This window comes from Paenibacillus solanacearum (genome assembly GCF_910593845.1).
GTDB classification, from domain to species: domain Bacteria; phylum Bacillota; class Bacilli; order Paenibacillales; family NBRC-103111; genus Paenibacillus_G; species Paenibacillus_G solanacearum.
On the sequence record NZ_CAJVAS010000005.1, the window covers coordinates 1 to 25161 of the forward strand.

Annotated in this window: 22 protein-coding genes; all 22 read right to left on the reverse strand. The window is 46.3% G+C overall.

Features of this window, described 5'->3' with window-relative positions:
* Positions 1-1413: 1413 nt before the first annotated feature.
* Positions 1414-1923 carry a VanZ family protein gene (locus KXG62_RS07725; RefSeq protein WP_218091372.1) on the reverse strand — a complete coding sequence of 170 codons (510 nt, stop codon included), beginning with the start codon at positions 1921-1923 and terminating at the stop codon, positions 1414-1416.
* An 83-nt stretch (positions 1924-2006) separates the two neighbouring features.
* Positions 2007-3383, reverse strand: coding sequence for a sugar phosphate nucleotidyltransferase (locus KXG62_RS07730; protein WP_218091373.1), 1377 nt, complete (start codon positions 3381-3383; stop codon positions 2007-2009).
* Positions 3384-3401: 18 nt separating this feature from the next.
* Positions 3402-4541, reverse strand: coding sequence for a glycosyltransferase (locus KXG62_RS07735; protein ID WP_246627342.1), 1140 nt, complete (start codon positions 4539-4541; stop codon positions 3402-3404).
* Entirely contained in the window at positions 4538-5743 is a 1206-nt protein-coding gene (locus KXG62_RS07740) for a glycosyltransferase family 4 protein (RefSeq protein WP_218091374.1), read from the reverse strand. Before KXG62_RS07740 ends, KXG62_RS07735 begins: the two co-directional genes overlap by 4 nt.
* Positions 5740-6939, reverse strand: a complete 1200-nt coding sequence (locus tag KXG62_RS07745; protein ID WP_343223446.1) for a glycosyltransferase family 4 protein — start codon at positions 6937-6939, stop codon at positions 5740-5742. Before KXG62_RS07745 ends, KXG62_RS07740 begins: the two co-directional genes overlap by 4 nt.
* 10 nt (positions 6940-6949) lie before the next feature.
* Entirely contained in the window at positions 6950-8140 is a 1191-nt protein-coding gene (locus tag KXG62_RS07750) for a glycosyltransferase family 4 protein (RefSeq protein WP_218091376.1), read from the reverse strand.
* Positions 8133-9281: a glycosyltransferase family 4 protein gene (locus KXG62_RS07755; protein WP_218091377.1), complete on the reverse strand. Its 1149-nt coding sequence runs from the start codon at positions 9279-9281 to the stop codon at positions 8133-8135. Before KXG62_RS07755 ends, KXG62_RS07750 begins: the two co-directional genes overlap by 8 nt.
* 24 nt (positions 9282-9305) lie before the next feature.
* Positions 9306-10400 (reverse strand): glycosyltransferase, encoded by a 1095-nt coding sequence (locus tag KXG62_RS07760; RefSeq protein ID WP_218091378.1) that lies wholly within the window; start codon positions 10398-10400, stop codon positions 9306-9308.
* A gap of 70 nt (positions 10401-10470) precedes the next feature.
* Positions 10471-11787 (reverse strand): oligosaccharide flippase family protein, encoded by a 1317-nt coding sequence (locus KXG62_RS07765; RefSeq protein WP_218091379.1) that lies wholly within the window; start codon positions 11785-11787, stop codon positions 10471-10473.
* A gap of 3 nt (positions 11788-11790) precedes the next feature.
* The gene (locus KXG62_RS07770) at positions 11791-13500 is read right to left on the reverse strand and encodes a hypothetical protein (protein WP_218091380.1); all 1710 of its coding nucleotides are present in this window, start codon (positions 13498-13500) and stop codon (positions 11791-11793) included.
* A gap of 11 nt (positions 13501-13511) precedes the next feature.
* On the reverse strand, positions 13512-14816 hold the full coding sequence (locus KXG62_RS07775; RefSeq protein ID WP_218091381.1) for an efflux RND transporter periplasmic adaptor subunit: 1305 nt from the start codon (positions 14814-14816) through the stop codon (positions 13512-13514).
* Positions 14783-16207 carry a hypothetical protein gene (locus KXG62_RS07780; RefSeq protein WP_218091382.1) on the reverse strand — a complete coding sequence of 475 codons (1425 nt, stop codon included), beginning with the start codon at positions 16205-16207 and terminating at the stop codon, positions 14783-14785. The genes KXG62_RS07775 and KXG62_RS07780 overlap by 34 nt, the downstream gene beginning before the upstream one ends.
* A 219-nt stretch (positions 16208-16426) precedes the next feature.
* Positions 16427-17800, reverse strand: a complete 1374-nt coding sequence (locus KXG62_RS07785; RefSeq protein ID WP_218091383.1) for a UDP-glucose dehydrogenase family protein — start codon at positions 17798-17800, stop codon at positions 16427-16429.
* 50 nt (positions 17801-17850) lie between these two features.
* Positions 17851-18741: a UTP--glucose-1-phosphate uridylyltransferase GalU gene (galU, locus tag KXG62_RS07790; protein WP_218091384.1), complete on the reverse strand. Its 891-nt coding sequence runs from the start codon at positions 18739-18741 to the stop codon at positions 17851-17853.
* A 253-nt stretch (positions 18742-18994) separates the two neighbouring features.
* Positions 18995-19642: a CpsD/CapB family tyrosine-protein kinase gene (locus KXG62_RS07795; RefSeq protein WP_218091385.1), complete on the reverse strand. Its 648-nt coding sequence runs from the start codon at positions 19640-19642 to the stop codon at positions 18995-18997.
* Positions 19611-20411, reverse strand: a complete 801-nt coding sequence (locus tag KXG62_RS07800) for a YveK family protein (RefSeq protein WP_218091386.1) — start codon at positions 20409-20411, stop codon at positions 19611-19613. The genes KXG62_RS07795 and KXG62_RS07800 overlap by 32 nt, the downstream gene beginning before the upstream one ends.
* Positions 20412-20652: 241 nt before the next feature.
* Positions 20653-20829: a hypothetical protein gene (locus KXG62_RS07805; protein ID WP_218091387.1), complete on the reverse strand. Its 177-nt coding sequence runs from the start codon at positions 20827-20829 to the stop codon at positions 20653-20655.
* Positions 20826-22718, reverse strand: coding sequence for an ABC transporter ATP-binding protein (locus tag KXG62_RS07810; RefSeq protein WP_246627343.1), 1893 nt, complete (start codon positions 22716-22718; stop codon positions 20826-20828). The genes KXG62_RS07805 and KXG62_RS07810 overlap by 4 nt, the downstream gene beginning before the upstream one ends.
* On the reverse strand, positions 22616-23095 hold the full coding sequence (locus KXG62_RS34610) for a signal peptidase I (protein ID WP_425517336.1): 480 nt from the start codon (positions 23093-23095) through the stop codon (positions 22616-22618). Before KXG62_RS34610 ends, KXG62_RS07810 begins: the two co-directional genes overlap by 103 nt.
* On the reverse strand, positions 23085-23354 hold the full coding sequence (locus KXG62_RS07820) for a PqqD family protein (RefSeq protein WP_218091390.1): 270 nt from the start codon (positions 23352-23354) through the stop codon (positions 23085-23087). The genes KXG62_RS34610 and KXG62_RS07820 overlap by 11 nt, the downstream gene beginning before the upstream one ends.
* On the reverse strand, positions 23351-24145 hold the full coding sequence (locus KXG62_RS07825; protein WP_218091391.1) for a hypothetical protein: 795 nt from the start codon (positions 24143-24145) through the stop codon (positions 23351-23353). Before KXG62_RS07825 ends, KXG62_RS07820 begins: the two co-directional genes overlap by 4 nt.
* A 24-nt stretch (positions 24146-24169) precedes the next feature.
* Positions 24170-25129 (reverse strand): nucleotidyltransferase family protein, encoded by a 960-nt coding sequence (locus KXG62_RS07830; RefSeq protein WP_218091392.1) that lies wholly within the window; start codon positions 25127-25129, stop codon positions 24170-24172.
* Between the last annotated feature and the right edge of the window lie 32 nt (positions 25130-25161).

A 25161-nucleotide genomic window follows, 5' to 3' on the forward strand; every position in this document is an offset into this window, starting at 1 on the left:
CAGGATCGTGGTAGACTTTTTCATGGAGTCGTCACCTTTCGGTTTGTTTGTAGGGGTACAAACAGTTTACCGGGTTGACGGCTTTTTTTCTACCATTTTGTGGTTATTCAACAGACGTGATCTGTTATAACTATTCGGTTTATTTCATTACTGTTTTATTCAAACTGAATATCATCATTCCGTCAGGTATTTTCGTGCGTGATCAAATTAATGCAATCGGTGTGAGTGGTTTTTATTATCATTGCCCTCTCCTCTAAGGCTACAGTATCATCGAGAAACCATCTAAAGCAATCGATAAACGAATCGCCGGGGTTCATCCGATTGCCAAACACTCGTTGCCTATGAAAACTTCGCAATAAATATGTATGTAATAATTCAACCTTATTGCGCCTGAACCCAGATTCTCACTGTTTCTGCTACTCCATAATATCCAAAAGTTGATGGTTTCGAGTGTCCTGAATTTGATGGTTATGTTGACCGTTTAATGTAAAGCAGTCAAGCCCGCGAAGCGTTTATTTAGCTTGACTGGTGACTCAATGCTCCCACGCTTGATTGATGCCCAGCAAACCGTTGTTGGGCCTGCCACGCGGCGAACGATGAGGTGCAGGGGACGAGTTCCCTGCATTTCCCCTTTAGGGAACGGAAGGGGTAGTAGATCGGCTTCTAGCTTGCAGCATGTCGACTGTCAATGTCCTAATCGATACCCGAATGTGCGCTTTATGGTTCACAGTGATGTCACGCTGAATTTGTATAATAAACAACAAACAACCGCTCCCATTCGAGGGGCGGTTGCTGTGCAATTTGATCTTGAACTCTATCTTGGGTAGTAGCTGCCGTCCGGACGTAAACATACTGGAGCGCCTGTTACTAGATCCTGCCCCGGATGGTCTGGAGGACTACATGAAAGCAAAGTCTCGAAGGTAATGTGATAATGTCCGAGCACTACCGGTTTGTCATACGTTCTTTTCATGGGTAATTCATCTCCTTAGACATAATTATTACTTAGTATATCTATTAGAAAAATAAATATACTTCGTTCCACGAGAATGTTTACCTCCGTATACCCGGGCGAAAGTGCTTTTACTTAACTTTTATAGTAACTTCCGGTTCGAAGGTATATTTTTAGTATAGTACTTGCACTTTGACATATTCCATCGAACGCTGAAAAAAATTTTGTTGAAAAAATATTTTTTTAGTACGCTTTCTCGGCAAACATGATAGGGGGTTTATGGGAAAAATAGGTTGACTTGTCGTAATTTTGTGAGAATTGATAGGAAGTAATATTTTTTTGCGCTGGAGTTGGCGACTATTGGAAGCAATAGAAGAGAAGAGGGGTAAGCTTTCGATATGCGTATTCGGATGAACAACTATTTTCGGGGGAGTTGCAGGGGAGGTGAACCGATACGGAGGAAGCTAGCTAGCGCGCTCCCTCTTTTTTCTTTTACTAATAACATATAAAATAAACGCGCTAACGATCAGGCCGACAATTCCTCCCGTAAAGTCCAAGCCTACATCAATGGCTTCTCCTTTCCGATGAAGATGCAGCGTCTGATTCCATTCATCCACTGCAGCCGCAGAAGCTAAAAGGAGCAGCACTAGAGATATCTTCCAACGAAAGCGAATTTTATAAGGAAACAAGGCCAGATATAAAAGCCCTCCAAGCATAGAATACATAAACAGATGGGCTGCCTTTCGGAATAAAAATTCCACCGAACGAAACGGCTCGTGCTTGAATAAATAAATGCGATCCCCATACTTGACGGCAATATTGGGAAGCAGCTTGCCTAGTTCGCGCTCGTTGAGATGCTTATTCAAATAAGGGATAATCGTTTGTTTATCATAAGATTGGGATGAAAAGCTAAAGACAAGCAATATACATAACAGTAGCGGAAGACAATACACTACAGGTTTTAACCTTGCCATACATTCCCCTCTCGCAAGCACTCCACAATAACGGGATTCCTTGGCGTTGCCGCCCGGAGGAATCCCGTTTGCAGAATCTATTGTTATACTGAACAATAAGATTCGATGATTTCATCCCAAGACAAACAGAAACGGATTATATCCTCCTCCACTAACTCGCAGCCGGTTTGTACTTCTATAATTTCCAAATCAGTGATCGCCCGGATGCTATGTTTGGCTTCATGCGGAATCTTGACAACATCTCCGGCTTTTACATGATGCAAACGGCCATTCAAGATGAGTTCTCCCTCGCCGGCAATGATCGTCCATACTTCGCTGCGTTTGCTGTGCATCTGGTAACTTAAATTTTTTCCGGATTCGATACAAATCCCTTTCGTCAATACTTCGTAACCTTCAGAAAACTTCTTGAAATCCAACACCCGGTAAGTTCCCCAACGCCGCTCCTCATACATCGGGCGCTGCTCGAAATGCTTTATGAAATCCTTCACTTGCGGGGAGGCCCCCTTCTCGGCAACGAGAATGCCATCCGGGCTGGTGGATACGATAATATTGGATACGCCAATAACCGCGACGGGGATATCCAATTCATTAATCAAGTGCGTATTATGCGAATCGGGGCTGACCGCGCCATGCCCAATGACAGCAGAGCCAATCTCTTCCGTCAGCGTATTCCATGTTCCAAGATCCTTCCAGCAACCATCGAAAGGGACGACCGCAATATGTTTCGCTTTCTCTACGACTTCATAGTCAAAGCTGATCTTCGGTATTTTGGCATATTGCTTAACCATCTCTTCATACTGGATCGGTAGTCCTTTTTGTACGAGCAGATCGATAAGATACCCCAGTTTGAATGCAAATACGCCGCAGTTCCAGAGCGCATGTCGTTCGATCAACTGTGCAGCCTTTGCCTGATCCGGTTTCTCGGCGAAATGGCTAACCGTATAAAATGCCCGGCTCCCGTTCTGATCCGGAGCATGCGGAACGATATAGCCATATTTCTCGGAAGGATAGGTCGGTTGTACGCCCATCAGCGCCAACTCGGCACCTGATTGGTGAATAACGGCCTCTAGACTTTTCAATGCGGCAAAAAATGCGTCTTCCACGTAAGGATCTACCGGCATAATCGTAACGACTTCATTCGTACTTATGCCCTCCATGGAATATAAATAGGTTGCCGCGAGTGCAATGGCGGGAAACGTATCCCGCCGCTCTGGCTCAATAATTAACGGTACCTCCGCCCCCACCTGACTCTGTAACATTTCCATTTGTCCCTTACCCGTAGCGACGTACGAGTGATGACCCATCCCTGCGGTGTCAAGCTGTCTCCATACCCTTTGAACCATCGACTCCAGTCTTTGACCCGGTCCCTGAAGAATCCTAAGAAATTGCTTTGATCTAGAATCGTTGGATAAGGGCCAAAGCCTTTTGCCGGAACCCCCGGATAACAATACCAGTTTCATCTTCAAACCTCCCTTTCATTAGTTTTCTGAAACGGCAGCCAACGGCAGGTTGGCCGCACGACGATTCATTTTACTTTCGATGAAAGCCAACAACTCGCGGCAAAACCGTGCCTCACCGAAACGCTCTGCATGTCGACGTATCTCGACTGAATCCCAGTTCAGCTTATCAAAGCGATTCAGAGCATCGATTAAAGATTCGACAGTTGGTTGCTCGAAATAGCATCCGTTCAAACCGGGTATGATCGTATCCAGTGCCCCGCCCCCCCGGTAGGCGACCACGGGACGCCCGCATGCATTGACTTCCAGTGGGGTAATACCGAAGTCCTCTAGCCCGGGGAAGAGAAACGCATGACAATCTTTCATATACCGGACTACCTCCGCATCTGCCAGTCGTCCCTTGAACTCTACCGTTGGACCCGCAAGGGATTGCAGCCGCCCCCCATCGGGTCCATCGCCGATTACAACCAGTCTTTTGCCCAATCGTGTACAAGCCTCGACAGCCAGGTCCAGCCTCTTGTAAGAAACAAGCCTGGATACGATCAAATAATAATCTTGCTCCGCCGAGGTAGCCGACACGGAAAACCGAGAAACGTTGACTGGTGGAAAAATGACGGAAGATGAACGATCGTAATACGTTCTGATTCGCTGCTGTACAACAGACGAGTTGGCTACAAAATGATCCACGCGGCTCGAGGTGACTACATCCCAATGACGAAGGGGAATAACCATCGCTTCAACCATTTTTTTTATACTTTTAGGAATTTGGAGTCCTTCAACATAAGTGCCGAAATCCCATGCAAACCGCATTGGCGTATGGCAGTAGCAAACATGAACGGCATCCTTATCTGACATGACTCCCTTGGCATAAGCGCTGCTGGAGCTAATAATCAAATCGTAGCCGCGCAAATCGATCGACCGTACGGCCAGCGGATACAGCCAAAAAAAATGTTTAAACCGTCTAAGAATCCCGGGTATATTCTGCATCCAAGTGGTTCGAATATCCGCCCCGCGCAGCTCCGGCGCCAACCTGTTCCGGTCTGCAATCGTTGTATAAATAGGCGCATCGGGAAATAACCGATGAAGCACCGCCACAACTCTTTCGGCCCCGCCCATTTGGTTCAAATAATCGTGAACAATAGCTACCCGCATTTTATTCATTGGGAAACCCCCTTCCCTACGTTTTGTTCCAATACGATCCCACCGCGTGATTGCGGGGTTACGATGTGATCATAGATCGCCTCGATCTTTTCAACCGTCTTCTCGATGGTGAAATGTTCTTTCACCCTCTTATGGGCCAACTTTCCCATACCGTCTCTAAGGTTCGGATACGATAGCAGGCCCGAGGCATATTTGTACAGTTCATCCACATTTCCGATTTCGTATAGAAAGCCGCTTTCGCCATTAACGATAATTTCCGGAACGCCACCGGCATTCGTAGCGATAACGGGAGTCGATTGAGACATCGCTTCGATAAGCACACGCCCGAAAGGCTCGTGATCCGAGCATAATAAAAGGAGATCCGCCGCTGAGCAGATCTCCAACACGTCTTTCCTAAACCCTGCAAACCGGACTCGCTCGCTGATTTGCAGCTTGCCTGCGAGTTTATGCAGGTATTCCCAATATCTTTCGTTTTCTTCCCTAAACTTGGCCTCACCGACGACCCATAGGTATACGTCTTGGCCGTTCTTTATTAACCGATGCGCTCCTAGAATCGCGTCTTCCTGCCTTTTCCAAGGCGTTATTTGTCCGATGATTACCATCACTTGACTCCCCAATGGAGTGTTCAGCTGCTCTCTTACGGACTGTCTGCATGTTTTCTTTTCTTCATCGGACATTTCTCTGAGCGGAACGCCGTTATGTACGAGATGAAGCTTATCGGCAAGCTGCGGATGGCGGAATCCGTGAATAACGGATTGCGAAATTCCGATGATGGCCCGCACCGATATTCCGGCCAACCATTCAATGCATTTTCCGATGCCCCCCTTCGGGGGATTATCCCGGACATGCCATACGACCGGCCGGCGATGAATCCAGCCGAAGAGGGCGGCCATGATTCCAGCACGCAATGAATTCGCATGAATCAGCTCCACCTGGTGCTTGCGGATTTGGCTCGCAAACAAATACCCCGCCCACAGCATTCCTATCATATGCACCAGGAGAAGCAGTGGATTCTTCGTTAATCTCGCTCTGTAGCTGGGAATGCTCACCGTCTCCAGGCCATACTCGCGAGCCCGCTGCAGCAGCTCGCCTTCCGGGGCAAACAAAATCGGTTTCGCCTTCGTCATATGCCTCGCAGTTAGCAGCAAACTGATCTCCGCTCCACTGACATCGCTGGTATGGTTGTAGAATGCTACATTCATCGTAACACAAGCTCCTTCCGCTCTCTTTCGGCAATGGCTTGTTCAAACACCGACGTAATCCCTTTTGCCGCTCGTTCCCATGTATAATGCTGCTGCACAAATTCCAGACATGCTTCCCTCGAAGGGAGGAGCGTCCCTCCTCGCAGAACGGAGATGATTCGTGCAGCCATCGCTTCCGGCGTACTATCTTGAAATAATAAATTTTTCGAGAGCCCTTCCAGTATTTCTTTGGTCCCGCCGTATGGCGTCCCGATGACTGGCGTTCCACAAGCAAGCGCCTCAACCGTGACTAGTCCGAAGCCCTCAAGCGTCAACGTAGGCACGATGCTTAGATCGGAAGCCTGATACCATCGAACCAAATCTTCATTGGTTACCCTGCCCAAAAATCGAATGCGAGCGCCGAGACCCGATTGGTGCGCCAACTGCTCCAATGTTTCACGCATCGTTCCGTCCCCCGCGATATACAGCATAGCCTCAGGAATCTCTGCCGCGATTTGACGCATAGCCAAAATCAGGTGATCAATCCCCATCCGGTGAACTAGGCGTCTGGCACAGAACAGCACCTTATGATCCTCATGCAGGCCCATCTCTCTTCGCAGCCTTGGGCGATTGGATGCCGGTTGAAACCGCCGAACGTCAGGCGCGCCGGGAATTCGGTGAATTCGATCTTTATTTACTCCGTATTCGCCAGATAAAATATCTTTGAAATATTGGCTCAGTACAATAAAATGATCCGTTCGGCGATAAGCCATGAGCTCGATTTGCTTTTTCATCTCATACCGCAGCTTTTGTCCGAGTCCTCCCTGCCCTTGATCCTCCACGAACGATTCTTGAGCCCAGGGACCATGAAAATGGGTCACAATGGGGACGGACCGAGGAATCAAGTTCCGGGTAATTAGTGAAGAATAAAGGGCGAAATGCGGATTAAAAATATCTGTGTGTCCTGTTTTAAATGCCTTTCCGGTCACTTGCCTGAAGGCTTTGATTCGAGACCAGGTGCCCGGGCGATCAGGGTGGTTAATGACATCCTTCATATAATTCGGGGCTGTCGTTCGCTCTCCGAAGGCAGTCATAAAACCCGAAACCTGGTGTCCATACCGTCTCATAGCTTCCAGATAATCTGCAAAATAGCGGTTCAGGCCGCCGGGTGTATGTTCAATCCAACCCATACCGGTTGCGAGAATTTTCATAGTCATGTCCCCCTGTTTAATTGGCTAAAGAAACTCCATTCGATTTCCAGATTGGGGATAATACTTCAGAATATTGCGCTACACACTTTCGAAAATCATAATTGGTTGTCGCTAGCCTTGCCGCTTTGGCTATCCGTATTCGATCATTGTCGTCGTTCTTAAGCTTAACAATACTTTCTGCCAAACCCTTTGCGTCCCTAGGCGACACAATAATCCCATTAACCCCATGACAAATCGCATCCTTCATTCCTGTAGAGTCGGTAACAATGGTTGGCACGCCCGTTGCCATAGCTTCCAAAGGAGCAAGGCCGAACCCGTCGTTAATCGATGAATGGACGCAAAGGTGAGAGTTTCTTAATGCCGGGACGGGATCGCCAACGCCAAGCTTAATATCGATTCCAGATTTCATGTAATCCAGAATGAGATTACGAATGGACCTCCAGCCGATTCCGCCGTAGAGCGTAACTTCGATTTCTCTGTCTTCCGTCATCTTGACAGCTTCAAGTAAATATTGAAATCCTTTTAATAAAGAAACCTGGCCAACGGAAATGATTCTAAACTTCTCGCCCTTTGCTCTCGGAATGAGGCTGGATTGCTCCGGCACCGGCTGAAAACGTTCGGTGTTTACACCAAGCGGGGAAAACAAGAGCTTATCGGGACGAATCCCTTGACGAATGAAGGAATCCTTTTGCAACTGGGACGCTACAGTGATGTAGTCGGCCAGCTCGTATTCCCTCATGACGCGTTCTACCCATAGTTTATGAAAGGGTGATCCTTTCATCTTGTATTTACGATGTTCTTCGTTAGTGTCGGAGTAAAGCTCACTTACATGAGTAGTCGCGGCCTCGAGTACCGTAATTCCGCCAGCCCCACGAACCTTTCGAAAGCTGTTTTCCGCGTAGCCCGGAAATGAATGATACACAATCGGCATCTTTGCCAGCTGTATACTCACCTCACGATCAAAATAAACACTTTCCCAATATACCTTGGTCGCAGGCATCCATCGCATTGGCGTATATTTGACAAACTTATTCCATGTGGGACTGGGGATTTTATTTATCCCGTCAGACGAAGATGAAGATGGAGAAGAAGTGAATACATGCGCAGCGCCACCGCCATGCTTTACGGATTGATAAACAAAGTTCAAATGACCGCCTAACCCGCCTTGACCGACCCCAGCGATGCATCCCATAAATACCTTATACAATGTTCTTTCCCCCTTCCAGCACAGCCTCTACGAGGTCGATCCGTTTTCTTCCGGGCGTTCCAACGATTGGGGTGCTTGAACCGGAAATCAATTCAGCAATGGTGACCGCCAAATGTTCGGCGTCGGCTCGTTTCGCAACGTAAATCCCATCCATATAATCGGCCCATTCTGGGAGTCCTCCCGCATCGAATACAATCACAGGCTTACCCATTCTTCTGGCTTCAGGCACGACTAACGGCGAGGGGTCGGGATAGATTGATGGAACGACTACCACATCCGACTCGGCATACCAACCATCGATTTCTTTTCCCGGAACTTTGCCTACGAAATGTACATGGTCCGTTACTTTTAATTTTAGACTTAAGCTCTTCAAAGTTTCTTTGTACCAACCATCCCCGATAATCGTACATTCTACATTGAATCCTCTGTCATTCAATGTTGGGACGGCTTGCAGCAAGTACTGAACGCCTTTAGTATAAACTAGCCGGCCGACATATAAAATTTTGATTTTCTTCTTTTTCTGCGGCATGATGAGTGAGCTCATGTTCCCAAGTTGATTTAATGTGTTATCAAATACGCGAATTTTATCATCCGGAATTCCTTCTATTAATAAAAACTCGCGTATTGCCTCGCTGACGGGATAAACCTGGATACAACGATGAAGGGCAGAAACCATTGAAAGATGCAAAGAGATGGACTCAATCGCCTTCAGTGGGGAGACATTCGTTCCGCATCTCCGCGTATACCAGTTCAACATGCATGACAGGCCCCCCCGTTTCATGCACAAATCTTCATTATCCCGATATAACCTCGCACCTGATGGACACATGACGCAGTGAACTGTCGCTACCGTAGGATATTTACGGGCTAGACGTTCGACAATTTTTGCAGTATGCGGTATGGTATGCCATACGATGAGGTCTGGCCGGAATTTCTCTGCATATGCCATCCATTGTTCCGGGACATCCGCTAACGATACCGTTTTGAATTCCTCTTCGCCCCAAAAGTTGCTATCGTTTGTTTTTAAGGCAACCAGCGTTGTCTGATGACCTTTTTTTATTAATTCGAGGGAAAAATTGTATATAAATCTTTCGAGCCCACCTGCCGAACTAAACTGATCGGCTATCTGCAGTATTCTCATAATACCCTCCGCTTCATCTCAATGTTAGATGATTGCCCCTCTGCATGCCGCATCGTTAAACAAAACGGAATGTAACACACAGTTAATGTTTTTGCTAACGGTGGATAAAGTAAATTGTTCAAGCTCCCCCTTATTGCCTTGCGAGGTTACCGCTTTTCTTATAGCCTCTTGGAATCCCTCCGAACTAGGAGATACTAATCGAACATTTGGAAAACCCCAATGCTTAAGCTCTCTAAGCTCGTTAGAAACCACTTCAGCTCCTGCAGCTGTATACTCGAGCACCTTGATAGGACAGGCACATTGGTAGTAATCGTCTTCGTCACCTGGATACAGGCCAATGTCCGAAGCGCAAAAATACTTGGGTACCTCCGAATATGGAACCTTTCCCAACATTTCGAATCGATCAGGGTGACGGGATTCCATAATTTTTTGCCGTATTGGGTCAGCCAGTTCTCCATCGCCTATAAGTAAGCACTTCACATTCGGTATATCCAGCTGGTCGATTGCATCCATAAAGTAAAGCTTTCGGGAAGCTGTTAGTCCGATCAGGCTGATCAGTAACGTATCCGGGGATATCCCGATCAATTTCTTAGCCTCGATTTTTGGTATACAAAATTTAGAGGTGTCGATTGGAGTAGGGATCCAATGAGCATTTTTTGTCCATCGACTAGCCCGGATTTGCAATTCAATGGAGGTGCAAAGCGCTGTTCGGTCTTTGACAAGAAATTGTTGTTCCATCTCATCACTTAACAAATCAAAATAATCAATAATGATGGGAACCTCGAACTTATGGGGTGGATACCCTATGACATACCAGTTGTTAGGACAAATTACAGCATCAATCTTTAGTTTTCGAACAATTCCTTTGATCTTCATCCAAGCTAAGGTTTGATTCCAGATTGGAATTTTGTTATTTGGTAACCATTTGGCGGCAGTCGGCAAAAGCTGAATACTTAGCTGGTTCGTAATCTCTTCGTTGTGGGCCCCAAACTGTCTCCACGATTTCCATCGAACGATGTATGGTTCATGGCCGGCCAACCGTAGGGCGTCAGCCAAGTAATCCGTACGTTGTCTATTCCCCGATTGGTTGGGTGAAATACTTAGTAATAAAACCTTCATCAGATCTTTACTCCCCCTTTGGTTGATTCTTGAGCATGTAAATGAGATTGCACTCTCTATAATTAATTCGTTAATCCGTCACAGAGGGCTGATTACGGGTGCGCAGTACTTTCTGTTTTGCCTGGGCAACCATTGTTTTTAGCGGCTCCAGACTAAAATGAAACAACCGGCGCCAAAGCAACCCCAGGCTCGTGCATTTGTATATCACAAATGCCCACTTCACTAAACTCACGATCATAATGGCTAAAGCGGCTCCAATTCCGCCAAACCATTGCAGCATTATAAAGGCTGAAGTTCCACCGCAAACAAGACCTAGCAATTCCGCATAGGTTACGAAGTGAAATTTGCCTTCGGTGGATATATAATTCGTCATTACCACATAAGCAACATTCAGAGGCGCGCTAGCCAACAAAATCTGCCCCATCAGGATCGATTCGTTGTATTCGGGTCCATAAACAAAAGGAAGCGCGAAAGGCAGCAAAGCAGATGCGATAGCAGCCAGGAATAAGGTCATATAGAATAGGATCCCATGTATCCGTTCAACCTGTCTTTGCCTTTCCCCTTTCTGCATATCCATCAATTTGGGAAACAAGTAAGTACCAATTGCGCCAACGAGTATGGAAGGCAGCATCGTCGCAATACTGGCTGAAACTGTATATATCCCTAATGCATATGTGGTAAGGAACAGAGAAATAAGCAACTGATCTAGATTGTTGCCAAAAGTACCTACGATGAAGCCTGAATATAGCTGTATTCCCTTGCCAAACAACTCGCGCCCTGTTTTTAGAACGTTAGCAACCTTTGGCTGGATCACGTTTAAAACCCACATTAATGAGATTAAGAATAATCCCAATGACCAAACCAAACTGCAAATGACAAAGCTGCGTACAGAGTAATGATTTGTTAGCAGCAGCGTACAAATCATAAGCAAAATGCCCACCGGATTCATAATCCGGAGGGCCAGCACCTTACCAAACATATTTTTGGTTTGTAATGTACCGATCAATCCGTCGGACAAAAGGCCAAACGGCAAGGAAATCAAAGAGATTTGAGCAAGTGCAATGACTTTGTTCGATTGGTTGGCCAACAAATTAGGCAGAATACATTCACCTATCAAAAGACCGATTAGACCGATGCATGCACCAATAACCAAGTACACGCCGAAATACTCCCTTTGCTTTTCGGGAAACTGCTTCCCCAGATAAATAACCGCGCCCGGTAAGCCGATCGTGAAGAGAATCGTAAACAAACCACTCCAACGCGTAGCCGTTGCCAGCTCCCCCCTTCCTTCGGGGCCTAAGTATCTGGCACTGAGAATTCCGGTAACCAAATTAATCGCGATAACTAAAATGTTAATTCCAAGGCTGGATAGGAATAGTTTTTTCATAGGCTACCTTTGCTTGAACGATTTTACGAGTCTCTTCGCCTCACCGAATGGAGTATCGATGGATTCGTAGATATTCACCATCAGTTGGTTTTCAATTTGGTCGGTCCGAATATCGTCGAATATAAAAGATTGTTTGCCACTAACCAGTCGATTTACCCCTGTGAAGGAAAACGATTGCGAACCTATGGCTCTCCCCGAGGTATCGGCCAATTCAATCTTCAACTTGGAAAAATTTTGGTCGACCACGATGTTCTCAAGTCTCTTGATATCCAAATCCATATTCATCTTATACTTATATTTTCCTTGATCATATAAAGTGGACACAGACCAATAATTTAGATTGGCTTCGAACGGATAAAACGTCAGTTTGCTGTCATCCGTTTCCTTCTGAACCTGTGTCCGGAACGATGCGATCGGTATTCGGTATGGTGCGGCGGACTGACCATCCAACAGATTCATGACCAGCTCGTTGCCCTTCTCCGAATTCGGCAGATTAAAGGAGTAGCTGATCACGTAGCTTAAATTAGGGATAAGCTCCTGCACGACTGCGCTTTGTCTGGCGCCGAGGTAATTGTAGCCGTCGTTCGTACGAATTCCTGCCAGAATTCCAGGAACCGGTAAGGGCTGTCCCGTCTTGTTCTGCAATTTAAACTTGGCTACGGCCATCTGGTACCCCTCGCCTTCGGCTCCGTGCATATGCAGTTCTACCAGTGAAACGTCGACGCCTTGCGGCACCAGCTTATTCAGCGAATCAAATGCAATCACACTGTTAAAGCCGCCGGCAACTGGCTGTTCAGACCCGTACAGGGTATCCAGTGAAATATTCAGCCTTCCTATCCGCAAGCCTAGTACAGTTTTATCCGATTGAACATAATTCTCCTGATTCAAGACCGTTAAACTTTTTAGCTGTACACCCTCCTCCAGCGGAATTGCATAATATAACTGCTGCTTCTCCCCGGGCTCCAGTGTTACCGGTTCTGTCGCGGCAATTCTTTTGCCATGATACACTTTATTATCGGTATTCCCGTCTAACTGGATGTCCGGTACCATCTCCTTCATCGTACCCATGTTTTCCACGAGAAGGGTAACAACCGCCACTGGCCCTTGAGCGCTATTCTGATGAATTACCTGCATCGGCGTGTATCGCAAGCTTACGGACAATACTGGAATAGCGAATGGCTGTTTCCAGGCCAGCTTCTGCACTCCCCCATTATCAAAGGATTTCCCCCCGTTCCATTGATCGGTGATCGGAATGGAAAGAACCGTTTTCTCGCGGATCGGGTATTCAAACTCATCTTTATCCACCCAATAAAGTGACGTGATCTTAAAATCGGTATTCCGTTCCAATGTGACGAGATAGCTTAACTCAACCTTCTCCTGCGGTTGAATAGCCGCTGCGTTGTTCTCACTCGGACGCAGTGTGTAATAGGTACCGGTATCTGTCACTACCCGTAGATCATATTCCGGCACGCGTGTCATCTGACTGCCTGTATTAAACATTTTGATAACTACGCCGATCTGCGTTCCGCTTGCCGCCCGTTCATTTAATATGCTTTTTACTTCAACCTGAACCGACTCGTTCAGAGCATATCGTTCCACTGTTTGGTAAACGGGCACCGACTCGTTGTCGGCAGCCACAAGATTAACCGGATATGCCAATATACTAGCCAAAATAACGAAAGCAGCCATAGCTTTATTCCAATGATGTATCACGGTTTATGCCCTCACTTTTTCGCTTGATTGCCGGCGGATGCCAGCTGTACTATTTCTTTATCCTTCAATTGGTTCGGATCAGAGATAACAATCGTATCCCCTTCCTTCAAGCCGGAAAGGACCTCCTGGTACAACTCGTCATCGCTTAGGCGTCCAAGCTCCACCTTTCGCCGTTCCACGCTATTACCGCTTGTAACTAGGAAAACGTAATTTTCTTCCACTTTCTTAACAATGCTGGCCAAAGGGATAGCCAGTACAACTTGTTCGTTTTCGCTTGTGAGCTGAATGCGGGTTCTCATTCCCGGTTTGAACTTAAGATCACCGTTAGGGACTTCCAAAATTAATTCGTACCCTTTCGTTTGAGGATCAATGACACTGGACATAAAGCTGATATTCGCTTTAGCTTTTTCCTTTTCCGCGGAACCCGGCAGGTAGAATGAAAGCTCGCTTTTTCCTCGCACCAGCCGGGCTGCCTGCTCTGGCAGCTGGGACCTGATCTTGATCGGATCAAATCTTTGAATCAGACCAACCTTGGTTCCTTTTCCTGCGGTCATTCCCTTCTCCAGCTGCAGCTCGGTAAGAATGCCGTCCGCCGGCGCTTTAACGTCAAGACCTGAAGCCAGTTCGTCGAATTGTTGAAGGTTTAATTGGGTTTCCTTAAGCTGTGTCTGAAGCGAAGATAAAAAGTCCGTCGCTTCAAACGACTTCAGCTTTTGCCTAAGTAAGGCGAGATCCATTTGCGCATTGCTCAATTGCGACTCTGCCTGCTGTACCTGAAGTTTTTTGGCAAGCCCGGCCTCATAATCGTTTTTAATTTTATTTCGGGCTCGAGTCAGATCGACAATTCCATGCTCCGCCTTCTGTATGGCATTTTGCATTTCCGATCTGTTCAATTCCCTGTTATTGCGTGCCTGTTGAATGGCATCTTCCGCTTTTCGTACGGCAAGAGACAATCTCTCCCGTTCGAATTTGGCATCTTTGGAGAACAGCAGCAGGATGACATCCCCTTCTTTAACGCTGTCTCCTCGTTTTTTAAATATTTCTTCGATCGTCCCTTCCGTCTGAGCAAGCACATCGAATTGTACGGAAGCAATAAACTCCGCCGCCTGTTCCGGCGACTCGCCCAACTTCTGTTTAGCCAGCTTCCACGTTTTGACGCTCTTCTGCTGCTGTTCCTGGGCCAATACCTCTTTCTCCGGCTGAAATACTTTGATAGCCGAACACCCTGCAAGAACCGACAAACTTAATCCCAACACACCAACCGCTCTTAAATGACGGTAGGCTATTTTTCGACGATGCTTCCGTTGTTTACGCATTCCGATAACTCCCTCCTACGGATTAAAGTAATCTTGTCCAAGTAACCTATACAAAGCCAAATAATTGCACAAGTCGAGTAGTTTCCACCGATAGACCAGCTTCCAATTGTTGCAAGCAATATCCCTAATATGATTAATCCCGTAGTACTAGAATTGGCTTCTCTAAATGCCATCCGAAGTGCTTCGAAGATGATTAACCCATAAATCGCCCCACCGATAATACCGTCGGATATCATGATATTGCTTAAATCCACCTCTGAACTGGCCCCTGTGTCAGACATCTTTGCAGCCAAAGTCGTAATACCAAGTCCTTGACCAATCGGCATTTGGAACCCATGGAGCAACCCATTCTGGAACATCGCTAAATGAGTTAATGCGGTGGAATGTTCTTCATCGAACGGGTTCGCCAACCCGTTCACTTGATGAGCGATCAGTGCACTTTCGCTTTGGATTTTCGTAATTGCGGAAAAGCTAGCTAATAATGAGATACCCACAATAACAGTTATAATAACTCTAGCTGCTCCCCTTCTAACACTCATTACCGTAACAATTGCTAGAGAGAATGCTGTAAGAAAAACCGGCGTTCTTTGCGATTGCATAAACATTGCGTAACAAAGAAGAGGTAGCATCATAACAGATGCTAGTCGAAGTAAGATTGTTCCGCGAAGTAGCAATACCCAGGCAATGACTATACTAATAACAAGGTAAAGAGTATATTCCGCAGCATTCGTATATAAGGAAAATGCTCGTGACCCGTTGCCGATCATAAGGGCAGCATAACCAGCTACATCAATCCACGATTCTTCAAAATTCAAAAAACCGTAATAAATTTGCTTCAACCCATAAAGGGCGCTAATCACCCCAATTAAGCATACCGTTCCGCAGATAACCTTCATCCAACGCCCGTTTAAGTAAATTCGGGATAGAACCATCCAAAATAAGGGGACGATATAGAACATCACTCCCCCTAGTCCTGTCAGAAGGCTTCCTTGAAGCGGATTAAATACTTGCACCGCGTCGATAAGTATCATCCAGCGGACTAGTTTAAACAGCCGGGTATCCTCATCCTTCGGAATCCCTTGCCGCCGAATATATGTCCAATATACCCAATACGATCCGAGAAGCATGATCATGGCCGGGGCAAGAATAACAAGCGGGTCAAATGAGCTCCATCCGGATGAAGGAATGAGCGCCCTGCGAAGAAAACCCATAAAGGGGAGGTAGATGAGCAGCCCGAAAAGCACCCACCGGGGCTGACTTATACTTAGTGCAGTAAATACTAGGCTGATAGCCGCAAACAATATGATCCTTATTTTAGTTGGATCTACCACCGCTCGTCCTAATAAGTAGCCGCACATGCTAAAAAAAACAATCCAGAGGATCGTCTTCATGGCCCGGTTCCCTTGAAATTTGTGCAGAATGGCATACAAGCCCCAACGCCTACTTCCCTATTCGAGATTTTAGACACATTCGTATGTATTCCATGACTGCGGGCTTCATGAATAGTCGATGCCGCAGCCCGGTTTATTGTCGATGTCATGGGAATCAAAATACGTACCGAGGGAAGCGATCACCAGGTCCGAAGGTTCAAGCCTCCCCCGAGAAAACTATTAATGCATATTTGCATACTCGCAATTTCGTTTACTGCCGATACCGATTCCTTCGTATTCCAGGCCGTGGATATTCGCTGCCTGTAATGCATTACGACCATCAATAATTAACGGCCGTCGCATAAGGGAAACAACATCTTTGGGATCCAAACTTGTATATTCGGGCCATTCCGTTACGATCAACGCTGCATCTGCATTGAACAAAGCCTCTGTTGCACTTACGGCAAAATGTACCGACTCCGGAAGTAAAGACATCGCTTTATCCATGGCCACCGGATCATGCACTCGAACCTTAGCCCCCTGGGATAAGAGGGCATGTATTATGGGAAAACTGGGAGCCTCTCGAAGATCGTCCGTCCCTGGCTTGAAAGACAAGCCCAAGACCGAAATTTGTTTGCCGGACAATTCCCCAAGACGATCTTGCAGCTTCTCAAGCATAATCAATTTCTGAGACTGATTCACTTCAATTACGGCGGACAGAAGCTTGAAATCATAGCCGTTCGTATCTGCAATAAACCGCAGTGCCCGCGTATCCTTCGGGAAACAGCTTCCGCCATAGCCGATCCCCGCTTGCAAAAATGAAGAACCAATTCGCGAATCTTTGCCGATAATAGAAGCGACATGCGTTACATCCGCCCCAACACGGTCGCACACATTCGCGATTTCATTGATAAAACTTATCTTCATAGCCAGATATGCATTCGCTGCATACTTTGCCAATTCCGCGCTTCTGCGGTCAACTACAATATATTCGGGACCTCGATAACCGACGGGTCGCAAGGCTTGCATCGGGGGCTGGAAGCTTTGTTCCGCAATACCGGCATAAAGTTCATACAGAAGCTTGCTTGAATATTCATCGCCGCCTACGACAATCCGGTCGGGATATAGCGTATCCTGAATGGCCCTGCCTTGCCGTAAAAACTCAGGGTTGGACGTTACTTTCACGCGATCTTCCAACCCGACCTCCTTAATCTTGCGGTCAATTTGATCGGCTGTTCCCACCGGCACCGTACTTTTATTGACCAATACGGTCGGGCTGTTCTTCGTCCGAATAAAATCCAATGTTTCAGCCACGGCTGAGAATAAGTACGTCAAATTAGGCGAGCCATCGGAATTAGCCGGCGTACCGACCGCAAAGAAAATGACATCGGCATGCTCCACCGCTTCCCGCGAAGGCGTAACGAAACGAAGGTAATCCTGCCGCAATTGGATCAATTCTTTCAAACCCGGCTCATAAAAAGGCATGTTTCCTAGATCCAGCTGCTTGATCTTCGTCTCGTCTACATCCACGCAAGTAACATCATGCTCCAAGTAAGCCATTGAAACAGCGGTTGTCAAGCCTACATAACCCGTTCCGATCACAGTTACTTTCATATATTAACTCCCCTGACAAGCACACATTGTGCTGTTTCTTCTCGATTCATCTAGCCGATGACATGGGGCAAAGAATCTCTCTCCAGCATCGTTTCCATCGCTTTCAGAAGGGGACCGCGGAGCTCGTGATTGCGTAGAGCGAAGTCCAGGGTCGTAAGGATAAAGCCCAGTTTCTCACCGACATCGTAACGGGTTCCTTGGAAGTGAAAGGCATAGACTCGCTGTATTTCGTTCAATTTTTGAATGGCGTCCGTTAATTGAATCTCACCCCCGGCGCCTTCCTCCTGAAGATCAAGGAAACGAAAAATCTCGGGCGTAAGCACGTATCTTCCCATGATCGCAAGGTTGGATGGAGCTTTCCCAGACCGGGGCTTCTCGACAAATTGGTTGACTTGATACAAGCTGCCTGCCTTGGACAACGGATCGATAATACCGTAACGGTGGGTTTCGTTATCTGCGACCGGTTGAATCCCGATAATGGAGCTGCTGGTTTTCTCGAATTGTTGAATCAATTGCTTCAGACAAGGGGTTTCGGATTGAACAATATCATCGCCGAGCAGCACCGCGAACGGTTCATCGCCGATGAACCTTCGGGCACACCATATCGCATGACCCAAGCCCTTTGGTTCCTTCTGGCGTATATAATGGATTTCCACCTTGGAAGAACGGCGAACTTCCTCGAGAAGTTCCACCTTCCCCTTCATGGCCAAATTGGTTTCGAGTTCAAATGCATGGTCGAAGTGATCTTCAATTGCACGTTTCCCTTTCCCCGTTACGATAATAATATCCTCAATTCCCGATTCAACGGCTTCCTCAACAATGTATTGGATCGTTGGTTTGTCGATGATCGGAAGCATTTCCTTAGGCATTGCCTTGGTTGCCGGCAGAAATCGGGTTCCGAGCCCGGCGGCAGGAATAATCGCCTTTCTTACGCTTTTCATTGTTTTCCCTCCAATTGCGATTTTTGTCTGTTATCAGCAATAAAATACCTAACTTCGTTGTCTTAACAAAAAATAAAACAACAAAGTTAGATCCTTTATAATAAGGGCATTCAACCCTGCCTCACGTCACACCCTCGACAATGAATGTCTAAGGTTTATTGCAACCCACAGCATGACCGAGTGCCTACAATTGATAAAGGTATAGTAGACATTACCTGCGACGAAAAAAGAATCCGTGTAGAGGTTATGAAGATTATGACGATTTTTTGCTCACTTTGTTCAGCAACGTTCCGATCAAGCGCGCTTCCGCATGCGCCAGCTCCTCTTTCAGCTTCAGCGCAGTCCCTGGTTTTACCTTTCCACATTCCATGACGAGCAGAACACCGTCGCATTTGGCCGCCATAATCTTCGCATCAATATATTTCAATGCCGGTGGCGTATCTACCACAATCACGTCGAATCGATTCTTCAATTCCTGCATCAAACGATCGAACTCTTCGGAGGATAGCAGTCCCGACGGATTCATCTGCGTATATCCGGTGGGAATGTATGTCAGGTTAGGAAACCTTGTATTTTTCAAAATTTCATTGGAGGAATTCAACTTCGTCAAATACTGACATAAACCAAGTTGATTCGAATCGTTAAACCACGAATGGATCGCGGGCTTGCGAAGATCCGCATCAAGCAGAACAACCTTTTTGCCGGAAGTCGCATAAGACAACGCAAGATTAAGACAACTTGTCGTCCGTCCTTCCCCCGGACTTGTCGACACAACAGCTATGCTTTGCATTCCGTGTTTTTTGATTGAAAAATCCAGATTGACTTTGAGATTCATAAAAACGTCGTCAACTTGCGGCAATAATTCGATGTTATCCTTCGACTTTGGCATATTGAGCGTCACCTACCCGTTTTTCCTGAAATATCGGTTTCAATCTTTGCGCATGTTTTGTCTTCATCCTTGGAATCGATGCAAGCACGGGAGCCCCCATCAAACGTTGAATATCTTCCTCATTCTTGAGTGTGTCGTCCAAAAAATCGAGCAAAAACGCGATGCCAACGGCGAATAATAGCGAAACCGCAGCACTGATTAAAATATATTGATTTGAACGTTTGTTGATCGGTAAGGGGTTGTCATCGATACCAGCTGAATTCAGGATCGTTACGTTGTTCACCTTCATAATCTTGGGTATTTCGCTTTGAAAAACGGAGGATACGGCGTTTACGACTTTCGTCGCTCTCTCGTAAGAAGTATCGGCAACGGATAGCGTCATAACCTGCGTATTGTTTACCGATTGAACGTTGATCATGCGGCTGAGCAGATCCGGGGTCAGACCGAGCTCGGGATATCTTTGGACGACTTTATCCATAATCGCCGGGGTTCGAATAATTTCCTTGTACGTATTGATCAGTTGAATATTCAAGCCAACGGCTGAAAGATCCATTTGTTCCCTTCCCATCTGCTCGATTTCCACCGTCTTGTTCACAATAAATTTAGTCGATGCCTGATAAACAGGGGTATATACTGAATAGCTGTACGCGGCCGTTGTCAGCGTCGCAATGATGACGCATAGGATGATAAGAACCAACCTTTTTCGAATGATCCCAAAATACTGTTTAAGCTCCATAATTACCCTCCGTTGTTTGCTTTTCACAATCATCGTTAGATACATAACGTATCATAAGTACAATCACTACTCTATGATACAATTTGTATCTTGTCAAACATTTTTTTATAATCTGACATTATTTTTTCAAAACGACAGTTGCGATATAATTATCTTTCAATAAATTTATATAGACAAAATTGGAAATATCCGTATATAATATCGTTGTTGATACATAACGTATCGAAAAAACACGAACTAAGGAGGTGATCTTATGCCAAAAAGGTCTTATTCTAAGCCAGCCGTATTAAACCACCAGCTGATAAGCTTTGAAACGTTGCTGTCGTGCAATCCTCCGAATATTCCGGGGCAACGGCTCGACAATGGCAACAGAATTTGCTTGCTGCCCAACGGAGCTGGCTGGTTCGAATCGAAATAATGAAAAAGAGCCGGGATGCATAAACATTCCAGCTCTTTTTTTCATGCCAATTCAACCGCCTCCCTCTCCCGGCTGTATTGAATTTGATAGAGCCTGAAATATAGCCCTTTCTTACTTATAAGCTCGTGATGCGTCCCGTGTTCAACCAATCGTCCCCGGTCTAAAACCGCTATAAGATCCGCGTTTTGGATTGTGGATAGACGATGTGCGATAACCATCGTTGTCCGATTCCTCATAAGCTTCTCCAGCGCTCCTTGGACCAACTGCTCGGTCTCGCTGTCCAATGCCGAAGTAGCCTCGTCCAGAAGCAAGATCGGCGCATCCTTCAGTATAGCTCTGGCAATGGCGATTCGCTGCCGCTGTCCCCCGGATAATCGGATCCCTCTTTCTCCAATTTGCGTACCGTAACCATTAGGCAGTGCCATGATAAATTCGTGCGCGTTCGCTTCCTTGGCGGCCGCTATCAGCTCCTCTTCGCTTGCACCGATTTTACCGTAGGCAATGTTGTCCCTTATGCTCCCGTCAAATAAATAAGTTTCCTGGGGTACGTATGCCGTACAGCTTCTCAATTGGGCGTAGGACATCAAACTTACAGGCTGATTGTCGAATAATATTTCCCCTGACTGTGGCTTATAAAAGCCCATCAGCAAATTAAATAACGTGCTCTTGCCAGCGCCGCTCGGTCCCACCAAAGCAACAGTTTTACCGGAAAGTACGGTTAAATTAAATTGATCCAGGCTGATCGTATGACCGTTATAGCTGAAACGGATATCCTTAATCTCTATCCCACCACTTATAGTGGGAACCGGCTGATAATTAGAAAGTTCTCGTGTCTCGGTGGGCTCGTTAAATACTTCATGCACTCTTTCCAATGCCGCTACAGAACGTTGAAGAGCCCCCCACATGCCGGCCAATCCGGTCAGTGGGTAAACAAGGTATTGAACAAGATTGATAAAGGCAAGCAAGTCACCAACAGACATCGAACCGGCCATTACGTAGCGGATCCCTAGTCCTAGGCAGACAAGAAACGATAAAGAACCGGCCGAGTTGGCCCCTGCCTGGAACCAGCCCCTGAGATTTGCCAGCTTGAGTTCCAATGCCAGCAGTTTGCTATTGATGTCCTCATATTGAAAATATTTCTTGTTTTCGAGCGTGAATGATCGGACGATGGCATACCCGGCAAAGCTATCGTTTAAGAAGGCGTAGAGCCTGGCGAGCGTATCGTGAACCGCTCTGCTGTTACGTCGAATAAGTTGTCCGAATACGGCACCCGACAAAGCGGCAACGGGACCGAGCAGCAGACAAATTAACGCTAGAGTTCCGTTAATTTTAAACAAATAGACAAAGGCGCCAATGGCCATAAGCGGCAGCCGGACCACGCTAAGCATGTTGCTTCCGATGGCTCCGTCAATGCTATTTACATCGTTGGTCAACCGCGAGACCATCTCTCCGGAATGATGATTTTCGTAATATTTGGCGGGCAGTCGCATCATATGATGGAACAATGCATTCTTCAAATCCGTACGAACCTTTACCACCGCTGTTGCTTCGAGATATGTACTGAAGTAGCTGATCGCGCTGCTCAATACAACAAATAATACCCCATAGAACAATAGGCTCTTCACTTCCGATATATTTCTATCAACGGCAGCATCCGTCATGTTTTGCAGAAACCAAGTAAAAAACAGTGTAACTCCGATACCGCTGAACATCGTAATAAAGAGCCAGAGGTAGGTTTCCCAATAGCGCACAACATACGGCAAAATCAGGAGAAGCGGTCTCTTCATTTCCCCGATTTTCAAGTTACGTTTCCACATCGAATAAAATTTAGTTAAGATGTCCATAGCCGTTTTTTCATTCCCCGCAGTATTCTGGAAGTTCGCAGATACATATGAATAAGCCGGGAGAGCAGGGGAAACCGAATGACCAACCATCCCCACAGCTTCATCCAAGAGACGGATGTGCTAAAGACGATCAACCGCTTGCGGATCGATGTCATTCTCCCAATGACCCGGTTCGCCGGCACGGGTTCATCGGGGTACAAGTTCGAATCCCCCTTGCAGACGATCAATGCCTCCTTTTCGCTTTGCATTCGTCCGATGCAACGATGCCCGACCAATCTTCCCGGGTTGTCAAGAAACAATACGATGTCTCCTTTTTTCAACCTGGATAGATCGATAGGCTCGAAACGGCAAATATCCCCGGTACGGATAAACGGCAACATGCTGGCGCCATGGGAAGGGATATCGACATAACCTTGCTTCATCATGACATCTTGAATAGCTCTCAATAAAACGACATTAGCTTGCATCTTCTATAAGTCCCAGCTGATCCAGATGCGTCAGGAATGTAGTCACATCCTGCACCGCTTCCTGTGCTGTAATGTCATAATGCTTCTGCAATTCCAGAGCCAACGAATCCGCCGTTTGCGGCTCTTTTAGCAAAGTCCAGCAAAGGCCGCCGACTTCGTTTAGCTTGGTTACCGTATATTGCTCCGCATTTAAGATCAGCCATTCTTGTTCCGTTTCCATGACTTCCACATTCATACTACGTTTGAATTTCTTGCTCACTTGATTTCCTCCCAGAATGTATTATTCTTTTGAAAGTAAAGCTCATATACAGGTACCTTCCCTGCTAACAGTCTACACATCCGAAATACCTTCTTCGTTTCCTCCGGATGGTGCGCCCAGTAAAACACCCGCTGCAGAAGCTGCTGAATCCCCTCCATGACACCCATGCGCAATCTGCGATTGTCAGGGGATTGGCGCAAAATTTGAATCGCAGTTAAAGGATATGTCCCTGGAAGCTCAGGAAGCTCCGTGTCGCTACGGAAGGGTGAATTGTACACAACGACATCATTCTCGGTTATTTTGATGATCGTCGCTTCGTCGGATAGAATTGGCCTTGGTTGCGATAGCTGGGCCACGGTAGATTTCCCTGCGCCGGAATGACCGGCAAACAAGTAAGCCCTCTCCTGTTCCAACAAGCAAGAGGAATGGATGAGGAGGCCCCATTCATACTGTGTAATATAGGCGCTATACAAATTAACCATTGCGTGCTTTAACGCAAAGTCGTCGTGTATGCAGATGCGAACCGCTTTGTATTGCTTATCGATTTCAATGAGATAATCCGTTCGCTTATAGATCTTGCATTCATCCGTTATGGTCACTTCTACGTTGTAATCCTGAAAAGAAGAACCATAACCCTCTTCGATGACTACCGAGAGATCGGCTTCTTGTGTCGTTGCAAGAGAAACCGGCTCTGCATCATACTTTTGGCAAATGAACTCTTTCACAAAGTCGGATTCTGTTTTCAGCAGAAGCGTGTGCTCCGCGATCTGAACAATAAAGGCAGTTTCCATCCCTTTTTTCCCCTTCATCTAATCTTAGTAAGCTCTTCGCAGCGATTTCATCTGGTGTCTGATCGTATCGAAGATCAGATGCTTGAAAAAGAACTTGTACAAGAAGTAATGTTTCGTTCGAATTCCCAGCTTCGCGTACTTGATGACGTCATAACTCCAGTGTGTTTCAATAACGCAAAAGGGTAATGGCTTTATCTCGTGCAAATGAGGAAATTGTTGGTACACGATAGAGAGAGCAGCTTGAATTCTTTTGCTTGTCTTGTCATATGCCGCCTGTTCCATCAGCTCTTTGTAACTCAGCTTATCCCCACACTGATGAATCATTTGAACTATATCCAGCAAATAGCGTATCGAGTCCATCTGGTGTCTGGCTCCGTGAAGACAAATAAAATAAAACGTGTGAAGATCGGACATTTGTTTAACATAGCTGTATTCTTTGAACACCTCGGCATCCCGCCAGAACGGTTCAATATGCAGGTCGGACCAATGCTGCTTATCGAGTGTCCAGTGCAATTCGATCATCAATCCATCTTTATCGTGCAGCCGGGCATGATGATCTTTAATAATCTCAAAGCGATAACCCATTTTCTGAAGACAAGCGATGGAAGCATCTAATTGGGAAGCAGGAACGAGCAGATCGATATCGCTGCTCACCCTTGCGGCGAAATATCCAAAATACCGCTCTGCAAAGTGAACTCCTTTCAAGGGGATAACCTTTAGCCCCTCAGATTCGAACCTGTTAATGCTTTCCTGTTCCTTATGCTTCATAAACAGATTTTGGTGTAGTCCTTTCGTATACTTTTCACGAAGCTTTTCCGCAAAAAAATCAGGCGTTTGATCGATTCCTCTATGCTTCATTAGATGATAGACTTGTGATGATAGAGAAAACAATTCAATTTCCTTTAAAGCGATCTCGTACTGGGATGGTGTCCAGGCAAGCGCGCTTCGTGAATCATATAATGATCGAAGTAAAGGAAGTATCATAATATCCCCCATTTAAATTGTTACAATTCGTA